At 58.5% G+C, this 12,434-nt stretch carries 18 protein-coding genes; 12 read left to right on the top strand and 6 right to left on the bottom strand.

What is annotated here, in order from left to right; genetic code table 11:
* Positions 1-2: 2 nt before the first annotated feature.
* From JOD78_RS08435 to JOD78_RS08415, 5 genes are all read right to left on the bottom strand, one after another.
* Positions 3-254 carry a hypothetical protein gene (locus JOD78_RS08435; protein ID WP_209567146.1) on the bottom strand — a complete coding sequence of 84 codons (252 nt, stop codon included), beginning with the start codon at positions 252-254 and terminating at the stop codon, positions 3-5.
* Positions 251-391 (bottom strand): hypothetical protein, encoded by a 141-nt coding sequence (locus JOD78_RS08430; protein WP_209567144.1) that lies wholly within the window; start codon positions 389-391, stop codon positions 251-253. Before JOD78_RS08430 ends, JOD78_RS08435 begins: the two co-directional genes overlap by 4 nt.
* Complete coding sequence (locus tag JOD78_RS08425; protein WP_209567142.1) at positions 388-687, bottom strand: hypothetical protein; 300 nt, start codon at positions 685-687, stop codon at positions 388-390. Before JOD78_RS08425 ends, JOD78_RS08430 begins: the two co-directional genes overlap by 4 nt.
* A complete protein-coding gene (locus JOD78_RS08420; protein ID WP_209567141.1) occupies positions 684-968 on the bottom strand; it encodes a hypothetical protein in 285 nt (94 codons plus the stop codon). The genes JOD78_RS08425 and JOD78_RS08420 overlap by 4 nt, the downstream gene beginning before the upstream one ends.
* Positions 969-1,339: 371 nt before the next feature.
* On the bottom strand, positions 1,340-2,107 hold the full coding sequence (locus JOD78_RS08415; protein ID WP_245202009.1) for an XRE family transcriptional regulator: 768 nt from the start codon (positions 2,105-2,107) through the stop codon (positions 1,340-1,342).
* 25 nt (positions 2,108-2,132) lie between these two features.
* Between JOD78_RS08415 and JOD78_RS08410 the strand changes: the two genes are divergently transcribed.
* Complete coding sequence (locus tag JOD78_RS08410) at positions 2,133-2,348, top strand: helix-turn-helix domain-containing protein (protein WP_209567139.1); 216 nt, start codon at positions 2,133-2,135, stop codon at positions 2,346-2,348.
* Here JOD78_RS08410 and JOD78_RS08405 read toward each other — a convergent pair.
* A complete protein-coding gene (locus tag JOD78_RS08405) occupies positions 2,321-2,653 on the bottom strand; it encodes a hypothetical protein (RefSeq protein ID WP_209567717.1) in 333 nt (110 codons plus the stop codon). The genes JOD78_RS08410 and JOD78_RS08405 overlap by 28 nt on opposite strands.
* An 88-nt stretch (positions 2,654-2,741) precedes the next feature.
* Between JOD78_RS08405 and JOD78_RS08400 the strand changes: the two genes are divergently transcribed.
* The 11 genes from JOD78_RS08400 to JOD78_RS08350 all read left to right on the top strand — a co-directional run bounded on the left by JOD78_RS08400 (position 2,742) and on the right by JOD78_RS08350 (position 12,428).
* Complete coding sequence (locus tag JOD78_RS08400; RefSeq protein WP_348534258.1) at positions 2,742-3,218, top strand: YmfL family putative regulatory protein; 477 nt, start codon at positions 2,742-2,744, stop codon at positions 3,216-3,218.
* Entirely contained in the window at positions 3,215-5,890 is a 2,676-nt protein-coding gene (locus JOD78_RS08395; protein ID WP_209567135.1) for a DUF5906 domain-containing protein, read from the top strand. Before JOD78_RS08400 ends, JOD78_RS08395 begins: the two co-directional genes overlap by 4 nt.
* A 270-nt stretch (positions 5,891-6,160) precedes the next feature.
* Positions 6,161-6,454, top strand: coding sequence for a hypothetical protein (locus JOD78_RS08390; RefSeq protein ID WP_209567133.1), 294 nt, complete (start codon positions 6,161-6,163; stop codon positions 6,452-6,454).
* Positions 6,451-7,020, top strand: coding sequence for a DNA-binding protein (locus tag JOD78_RS08385; RefSeq protein ID WP_121044948.1), 570 nt, complete (start codon positions 6,451-6,453; stop codon positions 7,018-7,020). The genes JOD78_RS08390 and JOD78_RS08385 overlap by 4 nt, the downstream gene beginning before the upstream one ends.
* Before the next feature lie 174 nt (positions 7,021-7,194).
* Complete coding sequence (locus tag JOD78_RS08380) at positions 7,195-7,509, top strand: hypothetical protein (protein WP_209567131.1); 315 nt, start codon at positions 7,195-7,197, stop codon at positions 7,507-7,509.
* A 31-nt stretch (positions 7,510-7,540) separates the two neighbouring features.
* Positions 7,541-7,801, top strand: a complete 261-nt coding sequence (locus JOD78_RS08375) for an HNH endonuclease signature motif containing protein (protein ID WP_245202008.1) — start codon at positions 7,541-7,543, stop codon at positions 7,799-7,801.
* Complete coding sequence (locus tag JOD78_RS08370) at positions 7,798-8,043, top strand: hypothetical protein (RefSeq protein WP_209567127.1); 246 nt, start codon at positions 7,798-7,800, stop codon at positions 8,041-8,043. Before JOD78_RS08375 ends, JOD78_RS08370 begins: the two co-directional genes overlap by 4 nt.
* 207 nt (positions 8,044-8,250) lie before the next feature.
* On the top strand, positions 8,251-8,766 hold the full coding sequence (locus tag JOD78_RS08365; RefSeq protein ID WP_209567125.1) for a phage terminase small subunit P27 family: 516 nt from the start codon (positions 8,251-8,253) through the stop codon (positions 8,764-8,766).
* An 82-nt stretch (positions 8,767-8,848) separates the two neighbouring features.
* A complete protein-coding gene (locus JOD78_RS08360; protein WP_348534257.1) occupies positions 8,849-10,462 on the top strand; it encodes a terminase TerL endonuclease subunit in 1,614 nt (537 codons plus the stop codon).
* A complete protein-coding gene (locus JOD78_RS08355; protein WP_209567121.1) occupies positions 10,459-11,763 on the top strand; it encodes a phage portal protein in 1,305 nt (434 codons plus the stop codon). The genes JOD78_RS08360 and JOD78_RS08355 overlap by 4 nt, the downstream gene beginning before the upstream one ends.
* Positions 11,760-12,428 carry an HK97 family phage prohead protease gene (locus tag JOD78_RS08350; RefSeq protein WP_209567119.1) on the top strand — a complete coding sequence of 223 codons (669 nt, stop codon included), beginning with the start codon at positions 11,760-11,762 and terminating at the stop codon, positions 12,426-12,428. Before JOD78_RS08355 ends, JOD78_RS08350 begins: the two co-directional genes overlap by 4 nt.
* The last annotated feature ends 6 nt before the right edge of the window (positions 12,429-12,434 follow it).

Genomic DNA, 12,434 nt, shown 5'->3' with positions numbered 1-12,434 from the left:
GGTCACTCCCCGAATACGCGGCAGGCATTACGGCGGGCCTCTGCGGTCCTAGGGCCAGCAACATCCCTCGGCCACTCGACTGAACACAGGGAGCGCAGCTGATCGACAGACGGTAGCTCCTCGATAGTCATCTCGCGGCCGAGATCCACGAAGGCCTCCAGCTCGGGGCCGTTCTTGGTGAATGCCTGGGCAATCAGCAGGAGATAGACGGCCACAATGGCGGCGATGAGGCGGGTGAGGGCGGTTCGGATCATGCTGGCCTCACCGAGATCTTGCAGACGCCGAACATATCGAGTGCAGACGTATGCACATCGAAGGAGGAGTGCGCGATGATGGTCAGGGTCAGCGGGATGCCGCTCTCGCGAGTGACTGTCAGGAGGAAGGCTTTCACGCTGCCTCCTCGATCTTCGTCGCGCGCATGCCGAACTTCTCGGCGATGCTGTCAACGTGCTTCGCTGGAATCCGGAAATGTGCGGTCCCAACAAGCAGGATCCACTCTCGGCGGCGCTCATAGAGATCGCAGCGAATAGCCTCCGCCGCCGCACTCATAAGCAAGGTGGCCGGAGCCCACCTATTTCTCGGCTTGGAATAAAGCCCTGCCCAGCGCGTGCCATCCTCCAGGATGCAAAGCGTCAGGGTGAGTGAGCGCTGCTCCAATTGATAGTCATGGTGTTGTGGATGGCTCATGCCTTCCTCGCTTTCGTCCAAGCGTAAGGGAAGACGGTAAAGCGGCGGTCACCGTTGCCGGGGAGCAGGCCGGCGCTGGGGCTGGTGATGAAGGTGATCTTGGGAGCATGCTTCTCCGCTGCCTTCTGGCAGCTCACGCAATGGCCGTACTGCGTCAGGGCCTTGGCGGTCGTCTGCTTGCCGCAAGCGCACTTGTGACGCACGTGCGAGACATGGAGGGTCTTGTGGGTGACGGCGCGGAAGCGTGCCTCAGATTCCGGCGCCAGGTGGAAGCGGGTCATTTGGCGCCTCGCGGCGAAGGTTCGCTTGCTGCAACGCCTTGCGCCGACGAAACTGGCGCGCTGAGGGGCCATTCTCGGCGTGACGGCGGTCGGCGACCGGCAAGGAAGTTGAACTTGGCTGGCAGCTGAATGGCTGCGGCTTTTTTCCGGACTGATTGCATCTAATCCTCCATCTAGGGTGCACGGCACAGATGGAGGGATAATAAAGTTAAACTTGTAATGCGACAAGTAAAACTTGTATTAAGGAGTGTTGTTTTTAAAGTTTAAGTTAAGTGCCTAATTTCCCCGGGGTGCCAGAAACAAAAAAACCGCCTGAGAGGCGGTTTGTGGAGCGCGGTTTAGTGACTGGTGAATGGCTTACCGTAACGTCGTTAGAGGGCTCTGCTTTGCATGTAAATCACGTGTCCAATGATGATGCAATTAGCACCCCTGCAGATCTGTTTTGGATAGTTCTTTTGGTCCGGATTATCCGAGACAAGCCACCATTCTCGATTCTCTCGACGCAGGCGTTTTATCACGTCCTCGCCATCAAAATTTACGGCATATATCTGGTTATCTTTCGGGATACGGTCTGCGGTATTGATCACTACCAGGTCGCCATCATCCAGTTTGGGGCGCATGCTTTCACCGCGGATCTTCAGTGCGATAAGGTTGTCCGGGAAATAACCGTGCTTTTCCAGCCATTCCTTCTGAAAAACAATCGGCATTCCCTCACCGCGCTCGGGTTCGGTCGAGTACCCACTTATGCCCGCTGAAAGTTTGAGTCTTACTGTCTTAATTGTTACAAAGTCGTCATCACCGGGTTCGTATGCACGAACCTGAATGTAGGAGTCTGGAAGAAGGCCAGGAGCTTCCGGCGTGTCAAACGCAACGTTTGGTACATCTTCTCCAAAGAGAAGATCCTTTTCGGTAATTCCAAAATATTCCGCAATTTGCTGCAGGCGATGCGCGCGGGGCGTTCGACCCTGCGCGATCCACTGCTGGACCGCCTGAGGCGTGACTCCGCAAAAAGACGCAAGGGCAGACATGTTCCCACCGTCTTTTGCTTGGAGTAATTGCTGTAATCGGTTTTTGAATTCCATCGCGCGATGGTACAAGCTGGGCTTGTAATTGTCTCTTGAAGAAATACTTGTATTCATACAAGTTAGCCTTTAAACTCGGCGCATGGAAACTTCAATTGAGAAAGCCTGCCGCTTGGTGGGCGGACAAACAGAGCTTGCCGAGAAGGTCGGTGTGACTCCTCAGGCCGTCCAACAGTGGGTTGCGAGGAAATCCGCTCCCGCCGAACGGTGTCTTTCAATCGAACGAGCAACTGGCGGCGAGGTTTCTCGCTTTGAACTGCGGCCGGATATTTACGGGTCGCCGGTTTCCGCTGTTTGAATCACTCCCTGGCGCGTTGCCCATTTATGCAAGCCTGAGTGCGAGGTGGCAATGCCTTGCCCCAGCGAAAAAATACTCAGGTTATCGCCAGGCCGGAGATCGCTCGCCAGTAAGCGGAATAGGGAATCTGCCGATGCACGGGACTCGCCCACGAATGCGACGGAGGAAGCGGTCGAGCAAATCGCCTCACAGTTCAGCAGGATGCTTCGGACTGCGCGCGTTACCTGCACGGCTACTTCGGACAAGTTGGCCCTGGTGACCTTGGCAGCGAAATGGATCAGTACTAAGTATCTCTCGGCTTTCATGCCCATTCTCCCTCGTGTTGATTTTCTGATGGGGTGAAGCATAGCCGGTGGGAAGAAATCTCAAAACCACAACTGAAGGGGAATCGTTGTGAATCAAAGGCAGGCATTGCTGGGAATGATTAAGGCATTCCCAGGCGGCTGGGACAGCATGTCCGCCGCAATGGGGATGACCCGTGACGCCCTCGAAAATCGGGTGTATGAGCGGCGCGGACAGTCGGTCAGCCTGGATCTCGCGGTGCAGATGCAAAAGACCTCGGGCACGACGCTGCTCGCACAAGCTATCGCCTCCGATGCGGGCGGAGTGTTTTATAAGCTGGTTGAGCCAGGCAGCGTGGATCGTGAAGAGCTGCACGACAAGTTCCAAGAGCTGTACCAGGAATTGGGTAGGCTTTCGCATCAATACGTCGAATTCACTTCCGATAACCATATCGACAAGCGTGAGCGCTCGCAGCTCGAGGTCACTGCAGACGAAATCCACCAGACTGTGCGTGAACTGGTGGGCTTGATGTTCGCCATCTACTGTCCTGTAGAAGGGCATGACACGCCTGAGGGACGTCCGGCATGAATTTTGAGGCTGAAGTCATTGCTCTGATGAGAGAGCATCAGCTGCCAGAACTGCCAGTTGGACATCCCATCTTCAATTCAAAAAAGGTCTTGCGCTTCGGCCCGAAGAAGAAGGGCTGGTATTCCCTGCGCAAGTTCACACTGAAGTCCGGCAAGGAAGTGGTGGCCGGCCACTTTGGAATCAATCGTGGCAGCAATCACAACACAGTCCCGGTCCGCATCACGTCTGAGAAGTTTTCGGCCGAGGATGTCGCCGAGTACACGGAACGCCAGCGTGCCTTCGAGGAGAAGGCAGTGGCTGATCGTGCCAATGCAGCGCGCCTGGCAGCGAACCGCGCGAAGGGGCAATGGTCAGCTGCCGTAGAGGATTCTGCTGGGACTCATCCTTACCTGGTGCGCAAGGGTGTTGTCGCAGAGGGCCTACGTGTCGATAGCGAAGGACAGCTCCTGGTGCCGATGAGGCACTATTCCCATGAGGGTGCTCGCCTGGTCGGCTTGCAGAAGATATCGCAAGGCGGGGAGAAGCGCTACAACAAAGGTCTCGACAAGATCGGTGCTGGTTTCCTGCTCGGTGCTGCCGTAGGTGCACCGATCATCGGAGTTGGGGAGGGCTATGCGACCTGCCAGTCAGCGCGCATGGCTGCGGCCCGTTCCGAAAAGCACAGCCACGACCTGCCGGTCATGGTGGCCTTCGACGCCGGCAATATCCTTCATATCGCCCGGAAGCTCCGCTCGGACTTCCCCGATGCGCACCTGCTCTTCCTCGCGGACGATGACTTCCAGCTGGAGCTTCGTTACGAGGAGCGCCTGCGCGAGGACTTCGGCATCGAGCCAGCGCCGGCCGTCGATGGCGGGTGGCGGAAGGTCAAGACCGCTCGTGGTGACCTGGCCGAGATCTGTGCGGAGTATCGCTTTGACCGCCAGTCCGTCGCCTATCTGCATGTCGAGATCCGGTGCGGGCGCGTCATCAAGGAGATTCGTTTCGAGAATGCCGGCATGTCTGCTTGCCACGCTGCAGCCTTCGAGGTTGGCAATGCCTCGATCGTGAAGCCTCTATTCCGGGACCGTGGTGATCAGAAGCTGACCGATTTCAACGACCTGCATCTGGCCGACGGCCTTGAGGCCGTATCCGAGCAGATCTCCGCTGCCATCGTCGAGGCGATTGCCCCGGAGGTGCCAGCACGCGACGCGGTCGCGGCCGGCCCTCGGCTTTCCCTTGTCCCCCGCTCCCCCGAGGAGGCAAGTCGGTCGGGGGCTTCCGCCCCCGAAGAGCAAAAGCAGGGGAAAAGCAAGGACGACTCGGCACTTGGTAAGGATGGCGAAACCTCGGCCGCCGGTGGCGGGCGTGGGGGCAGGGGAAAAGACAAGGCCAAGGGTGATGGTGATGAGCCTGATCCCGAGTACCTGGAGAAGTGGCGCTATCTGGTCGATAACTTCGTCCTGCTATACGGCACCAGCACTGCCTGGGACCGCGTCAGCAAGATGCAGATCGAGATCACGGCCCTGCGCCTGGCCTATGGCAACGACGTGGTCAAGGGCTGGCTCAACACGAAGCGCCGGCAGATGATCAACATCAAGAACCTGGTCTTCGATCCGACGGAAACGGTGGATGAGATCACGCACGTGAACATGTACGACGGCTTCGACGTCGTTCCGAGGAAAGGGCGGTGCCAGAAGATCCTTGAGTTGCTCAAGCACCTCTGCAACAACGATGAGGTGATGTTCGTTTGGGTGCTGAAGTGGATTGCCTATCCGCTCCAGCATCCAGGCGCGAAGATGGCCACGGCCATCATCATGCATGGCGATGAGGGCTCAGGGAAAAACCTGTTCTGGGAAAAGGTGGTCCGCCAGATCTACGGCCAGTATTCCTGGGTGATCGGGGACGCCGAACTGGAGAGCCCCTTCAACGAGTGGGCCTCACGCAAGCTGTTCCTGGTCTGTGATGAGGTGGTCACGCGCAACGAGCTCAAGCAACTGAAGGGCCGGATGAAGAAGATGATCTCGGGCGATGAGTTGCCGATCAATCCGAAGAACCTGTCCGTGCGGTACGAGGCGAACCATATGAATTTCGTCTTCCTCTCCAACGAGCTGCAGCCGCTCGCCCTGGATAAGACCGACCGCCGCTACCTGGTGCTCTGGACGCCGCCCAAGCGCGAGAAGGAATTCTATGCCGACGTCGGCCGAGAGCTTGACGACGGAGGCATGGAGGCCTTCTTCCACTACCTGAAGTACGAGGTCGACCTTGACGGTTTCACGCCCCACACAGAACCGATCATGAACCAGGCCAAGCAGAACTTGATCAGCCTGGGTCTCTCGCCGTCAGAGCGCTTCTACCGCGAGTGGGAAGACCAGACGCTGCCGGTCCCCTTCATGACCTGCAGCTCACAGCAGCTATACAGCGCCTTTCAGCGATGGTGCACCTTGAACGGGGAGCGCTATACGCCAACGAAGACACGATTCGGATCCGAGGTGAAGCGGATTGCCGGTGATGCATTGCAGGACCGCGTCGTGAAGTATGAGTTTGGGGAGGCGTTCAAGCAGCGCACGGTCTATCTCCTGGGCGAGCCGGAGGAAGGCCGGTCGCTGCAGGACTACGTCAAGAACTCCTGCGACATGTTTGAGAAGGATCTGCGCCGCTATCGCCATGTGTACGACCAGCCGGAAGAGAGTTAACGGTCAGCCCTTCACACCGACCGCAACTGTCAACACGCTGAAAGCCGCATGAAATCGGGCTTTGTTAACAGTGTGAACAGTATGAACAGATTTTTGAGGTGCCTTCATGTGTGTGCGTGCGCGCACGTGCGAGGGGAGGAAATGTTACTGCGTCTTGGATATCAATTTTTACTCTTCACACTATTAATACTATTAACAAACTCAATAAACATAAGGGTTTCAACGTGTTGATAGTCGTGTTAACGGTGTGAAGGGTACGAAAGGCAAGCGATGAAATCACGTGAGGCAATGCCAACGGTTGCCGCCTGGATTGATCTTCTCCGGCAGGCCTTCGGAGAAGCCGAGATCAATGAGCAGTTGCGAAGGGGTGTGCGTGGCGAGCCAGTCTTCTTCGCCGCCGAGGGAGGCCATGCGATTGGAACGCCCCTGCCCCCAGCGGTCGGCGCGATCAGAGTTGATGCTGCTGGCAATCGATACGCCGAGGATTACGCCAGCGGTCAGGGTGGAAGCGATTTAAAAATTGGGCCGGGCAAGACCGGTGAACATCAAACGAGGGAAAAATGAACTACGAATTCGGGCTCGATATCAACGACCTGTTCCGCAATGAGCACGAGGCGCTGACCTTTGCCTTTAACTTCCAGAGCCAGCAGTACCCGCTGTCGCCGATGTCAAAGCTCGGCGGCATCAAGGCGCTCGGTACTGGCAAGGGTCTCGTATCGGTGGATGGTGCGGCGCAGGCTGGCCTACTGCGCAAGAAACTCTCTACCCTGGATCCGCTTTTCCGGCATTGCCTGACGGCGCGCTTCTCTCCGAAATACGATGAGTGCCCATGCTGCCATGGTGATAGAGCTATGCCCGAATGGGTAGAAGCAATTGCCGGTCTGCGCTACTGGTCGCAGACGGCAGTAAGTGGCCTGAGTCATGGTCATGTGCGTGAGGCCATCATCAAGAATTATTTCGACAAGAAGACATCAATCACGGACGCCGCTGATCGCGCTAAAGTGCCGATCCGCAATGTGCACAATCAACGTAACAAGATCCATGAGCGACTGAAGCAGGTTGAGGTCCAGGCGTTGGCGGCCTACCGCGATGTCATCGGGATCCGCTCGGCCGAGCTGCACGAAAGTTAGAATCTACTTTTCCACAGAAATCGCTTGACTGCATAAATCGGTGCAATTTATAGTCCCAATCCGATACACGTCACAAGTCCGTAAAAACCGCGCAAGCATCCGCTGCGCGGTTTTTTTTCGCCTGAATTATTGGCGAGGCCGCCGCCATACGCGGCCACCAGTAACGAACTGCAGATGTCTCTATTTTCAGTTTTCCGAATCAGCGCGCCGGCCCGGAAGCTTCGTTCACCGGCGCTCTTCATCGTCGAGGTGGTCATGGCAAGGTGGAACGATCAGAAGCTCAAGATTGTGAGCGATGGTAGTGGAATGGGAACGCGGGTTGTGATGCCGGACGGTACGGTCGTTCCTGGGGTGACGCGCATTGACTTGCGACCGATAACCAGCGAAGGCGAGATTGAGGCAGTGATTACCTTTGTGGGTGTCTCGCTTGACATCGATTTGTCACGCGAATTCGTTGAACAGTTGCCGAGCAATGGCAGCAGCTTATAGACATCTTTATGGGACGAAGGCGTGGTACCGGTTGCGTTATCACCAGCTTCAGAAGCAACCGCTTTGCCAGTTCTGCGCGGAGCAACGCCGCGTTACCGCGGCCACCGTTGTTGACCACATCGAGCCGCATCGCGGTGACGAAGCAAAGTTCTCCGACCCAACGAACCTGCAGTCCTTATGCAAGCCATGCCATGACTCGATCAAGCAGCAAATGGAGAAGAGCGGTGTCATGCGCGGCTGCGATGAATTCGGCCTGCCTTTAGATCGAAACCATCATTGGAACCGGAAATGAATTTCACCTCACATCCAAGTAACAACGGCATGCTCGGTGCGCCAGTGGACTGGGACCATGAGCGCATCGCTTGCGATGCATTACCTGTCACCTGGTCGGAGATCAACGGGCAACAGGTCGTGATCTCGTATTGGCAACCAACTGAAGAAGAGATCGCGCTGCTGGTTGCCGGTAAGCCGGTCGGTCTGGTTGTGTTTGGTGGTTCGATGCCGCCAGTTGCATTGGCCGTGGCAGAGGGCTAGAGAGCCGCCCGGAAAGCCGCGCCCGGCTTTGGGTTGCGGGCTGGTGCACAAAACGTTGCATTTTTTCAATAAAAGTTGCATTTTTACAACAAAATGGGCCAGGGGCGGGTCGAAAGTTCCGGCCGCGCCTCTCCCACACCGCTCGCCTCCCGTTTTTTTTCAGAGCGGGAAATATGGGAGGGGGGTATCTCGACATAGGAGGTCAGCATGGCTGGCAATTCCAACTCTGGCCGCAAGCCGATCCCAGCAGCATTGCATCTGATTGGCGGCAATCGCAGTAAAAAAAGCGCGGCTGAACTGGCTGGCGCGGGCCGGCCGGTCGTCGCACCGGCTGCGCCACCCGAGTGTCCCGCGTTCCTCTCGGAGGATGCGCGCGAAGAATGGAATCGCATCGTCGCAGACCTGCTCGTGATGGGGCTGCTGTCCCGCGTCGACCGGGCCGAACTGGCGGTGTACTGCCAGGCCTGGGGCGACTGGAAGCGCGCCCGCGAGAAGATCACCGAGCTGGGCGAGCAAGGTTTTTCCGAGATGACGCCCAGTGGTTACAAGCAAATGTCCGTCTGGATGCAGATATCGAACCGCGCCGAGGATCGGATGCGGACCGCCGGCGCATCGTTCGGCCTGAACCCATCGGCGCGCATGCGCCTGAACGTCAACGCTCCTCAAGGGGAGCTCTTCCCCAATGAGCCCAAGGAAACCGCGAACAAGTTCTTCAGCGACTGATCGAGCGACCGCCTACGCGCGTGCTGTTGTTAAAGGCACGCTGGTGGCGGGCCCGGACGTGCGCAATGCCTGCAAGAGGCACTTGCGCGATCTGAAGGAAGGGAAGAAGCGCGGCCTACGCTGGGATCTGGAAGCGGCCAATCACGCCATCGCCTTCTTCGAGGAAGTGCTCTGCCTGAATGGCGGCGTCTTTGAGGGAAGCCCGTTCCTGCTGATCGGTTGGCAGTGCTTCGTGGTCGCCAGCTTGTTCGGCTGGATGGGCCCAGATGGTCTGCGCCGATTCCGTGTGGCATATATCGAGACGGCCAAGGGCAGCGGCAAGTCACCGCTCGCGGCGGGCGTCGGTCTCTTCGGGCTGACTGCCGACCGGGAGCAGCGCGCCGAGGTTTACGCGGCGGCGACCAAGAAAGAACAAGCGCAGATCCTGTTCCGGGACGCAATTGCGATGTATGAACAGTCGCCCCAGTTGGCGGCGCGGCTGGTGACTTCGGGGAGCAAAGGCAAGGAGTTCAACCTGGCGTACCACGCCACGTCCAGTTTCTTCCGCACCATCAGTGCGGACGATGGACAGTCCGGCCCACGGCCACACATGGCCCTGATCGATGAGGTGCATGAGCACAAGTCGCCGCTGGTGATCGAGATGATGCGGGCCGGTACGAAGAGCCGGAAGCAGGCGCTGATCTTCATGATCACCAATTCCGGTACCGACAAGCGGTCGGTCTGCTGGAGCTATCACGAGTACGGCTGCAAGGTCGTTGCTGGCACGGAAGAGAATGACAGTCTCTTCGCCTTCATTTGCTCGCTCGATCCTGGCGACGATCCGTTCCAGGATGAGAGCTGCTGGGAGAAGGCGAATCCGAGTCTGTCGGTCGGCATTCCTGGCTTGAAATACCTGCGTGAGCAGGTGACCGATGCTCGCGGCATGCCCTCGAAAGAGGCCATTGTCCGCCGCCTCAATTTCTGCCAGTGGACCGAGGCTGATAGCCCGTGGATCTCGGCAGATGTGTGGTTCGCCTGCCAGGAGGAAGAGAAGCAGCCGCTGGAAGCGTACTACGGCCGGGCCGGCGTGGCCGGTCTCGACTTGTCCAGCACGCAGGACTTGACCGCACTGGTGCTGGCGCTGGACCCCACGCCGGAAGATCCGGTTACTCGGATCATTCCGTATTTTTGGTTGCCGGGTGATGGGCTGCACGTCAAAGCGGAGAAGGATCGGGTTCCTTATCTGGTGTGGCGCGATGCCGGTTACTTGGAAGCGCTGCCTGGCCGGGCGGTGGACCGTCTCGCGGTGCTTAATCGGGCCGCTGCATTGACAGCATCATTCGATTTACGGGCGATCCATTGTGATCGCTGGCGCTTGGAAGACTTCCAGCATCTGATCAACCGAGAAGGGGTGGCATTGCCACCCCTTCTACCGTTTGGACAGGGCTTCAAGGACATGGCACCGGCCATCGATGAGTTCGAACGGATGTTGCTCGATCAGCGCCTGCGCCATGACGGCAATCCCGTGATGACTTGGTGCGCAGCGAACGCGGTTCTGCTGACCGATCCAGCGGGCAATCGAAAGATCGCGAAGGAGAGGGCGACGGGACGTGTCGATGGCATGGTCGCGGCGGTCATGGCGGTTGGCGGGACGCTCGGAGAACCCGAGGACTCCGGCGACCTGGACGACTTTTTGAAGAATCCGATCATTGCATGAAAACAGATAAGCAAACATGGCCCCGCCGCATGAAGTCGGCGGTGGCCGGCGCGGTCTCTGGCTGGCTTGGTCGAGAGATCCAGCTGACGGATGGCGACTTCTGGCGCGGCTGGCTGGGCAACAACTTCTCAGGCCAGCGCGTGACGGTGAATTCCACGTTGCAACTGAGCACGGCAATGGCATGCGTTCGCCTGCTATCCGAGGTGATCTCGACGTTGCCCTTCGGCTTGTATGAGAAGGACAAGAACGGTACGCCCATCGCGGCCAGTGATCATCAGCTGTATTACCTGATCCATACCCAGCCGAATGCAGATATGACCGCCTCGACGTTCTGGCAGGTCTTCATGGCCAGCATGCTGCTGCACGGGTATGCCAGGGTCGAGAAGCGGATGGCAGGGCGCACGATCACCTCGCTGATCCCACTGGTCCCGGAGTGCATCTCTCGGCGGCGCATTGCGCCCGGCGTCTACGAGTGGCACTACAACGATCCGATTCTCGGAACGTCTCGCGTCATCGCCCCCGCCAATCAGTGGGAGGTGCCGGCCTTTACGTTGAACGGTATCGACGGCCTGTCGCCGATTGCCTTTGGTGCCAACGTGTTCGGTGCCGCTCTGGCCGCCGACAAGGCAAGCGCCGAGACCTTCACCAATGGGCTCAAGTCGCCCGGACTGGTGATGATGGACTCGGTGCTGAAGCCAGAGCAGCGGGAGGACATCCGTCAGCACGTGGACAAGGTGCAGAAGACCGGCAGCGTCATGGTGATGGAGAAGGGGGCCGGGTTCCAGCAATTGAAGATGAACCCGCAAGACGCCGAGTTGCTGTCGACCCGCAAATTCAACATTGAGGAGATCTGCCGCTGGTACCGGGTGGACCCTTCGCTGGTCGGCCACGGTGGGAAGGACAGCAACTGGGGCACCGGCCTGGAAGAGAAGATGACCTGGCTGGTGACGCTCGCCATGCGGCCGTGGGCGGTCAAGCTGGAGCAGGCCATCCGGAAGGATCTGCTCCGGCCGGAGGAGAAGCGCCGCTACTACGCAGAGATCTCGTTGGAAGGTCTGCTGCGCGGTGATAGCAAAGCGCGAGCTGCCTTCTACAGTCAGATGGTGCAGAACGGGATCATGACCCGCGACGAGTGCCGGCGACTGGAGAACTTGCCGGTCCATGGTGGCCAGGCCGATGCACTGACCGTGCAATCGAATCTCCTTCCTATCGACCAACTGGGCCTGGGTGCCGATGGCGCTACCCAGGTTCGCCAGGCACTGAACGCCTGGCTTTCACGAGACAAGGTGACAGAACCATGAGCTTCAAGACTATGGCGCGCAAGCGCGTTCCCTTCATTGCGGACGAAGTGAGGGACGATGGCACTTTCAGTGGCTATGCCTCGATCTTCGGCAATGTGGATCTCGGCCGCGACATCGTGATGCCGGGTGCGTTCACCAAGAGCCTCGCGAGGCTGAAAGCCTCTGGCGACCCGTTGCCGTTGCTGTGGCAGCACGATGAGACGCAGCCCATCGGCGGCTATGACGAGCTGGAGGAGGATGAGCGCGGTCTGCGCGTGAAGGGCTTCCTGCTGAAGGACGATATCCCCCTGGCCGCGCAGGCGCATTCCCTGATGAAGCGCCGGATCGTCAAAGGGCTGTCCATCGGCTACTACGTCCTGGACGACAGCTGGAACGAGAAAGAGCGGACCCGCTCGCTGAAGGAGCTCGATCTCCTGGAGGTGAGCGCGGTGACCTTCCCCATGAATACCGAGGCGCTGATCGACAGCGTGAAGTCCCGCCTGCATGGCGGGAAGCTGCCGAGCCTCCCCGAATTCGAGGGCATCTTGCGTGAGGCAGGGTTCTCGAAGAGTCAGGCCACGATTGTCGCCAGTCGCGGCCTGAAGACCCTGCTTGACCGGAGTGAGTCCGGTGGCACCGACGGCGGCATCCTGGCTTCGCTGCAAGCCTTCAATTTCAATCCATGAGGAAAA

The organism is Herbaspirillum sp. 1130, from assembly GCF_017833835.1.
Lineage (GTDB): Bacteria > Pseudomonadota > Gammaproteobacteria > Burkholderiales > Burkholderiaceae_D > Herbaspirillum > Herbaspirillum huttiense.
The sequence above is the reverse complement of the archived record's forward strand: the minus strand, read 5'-3'. Positions and strand labels throughout refer to the sequence as shown.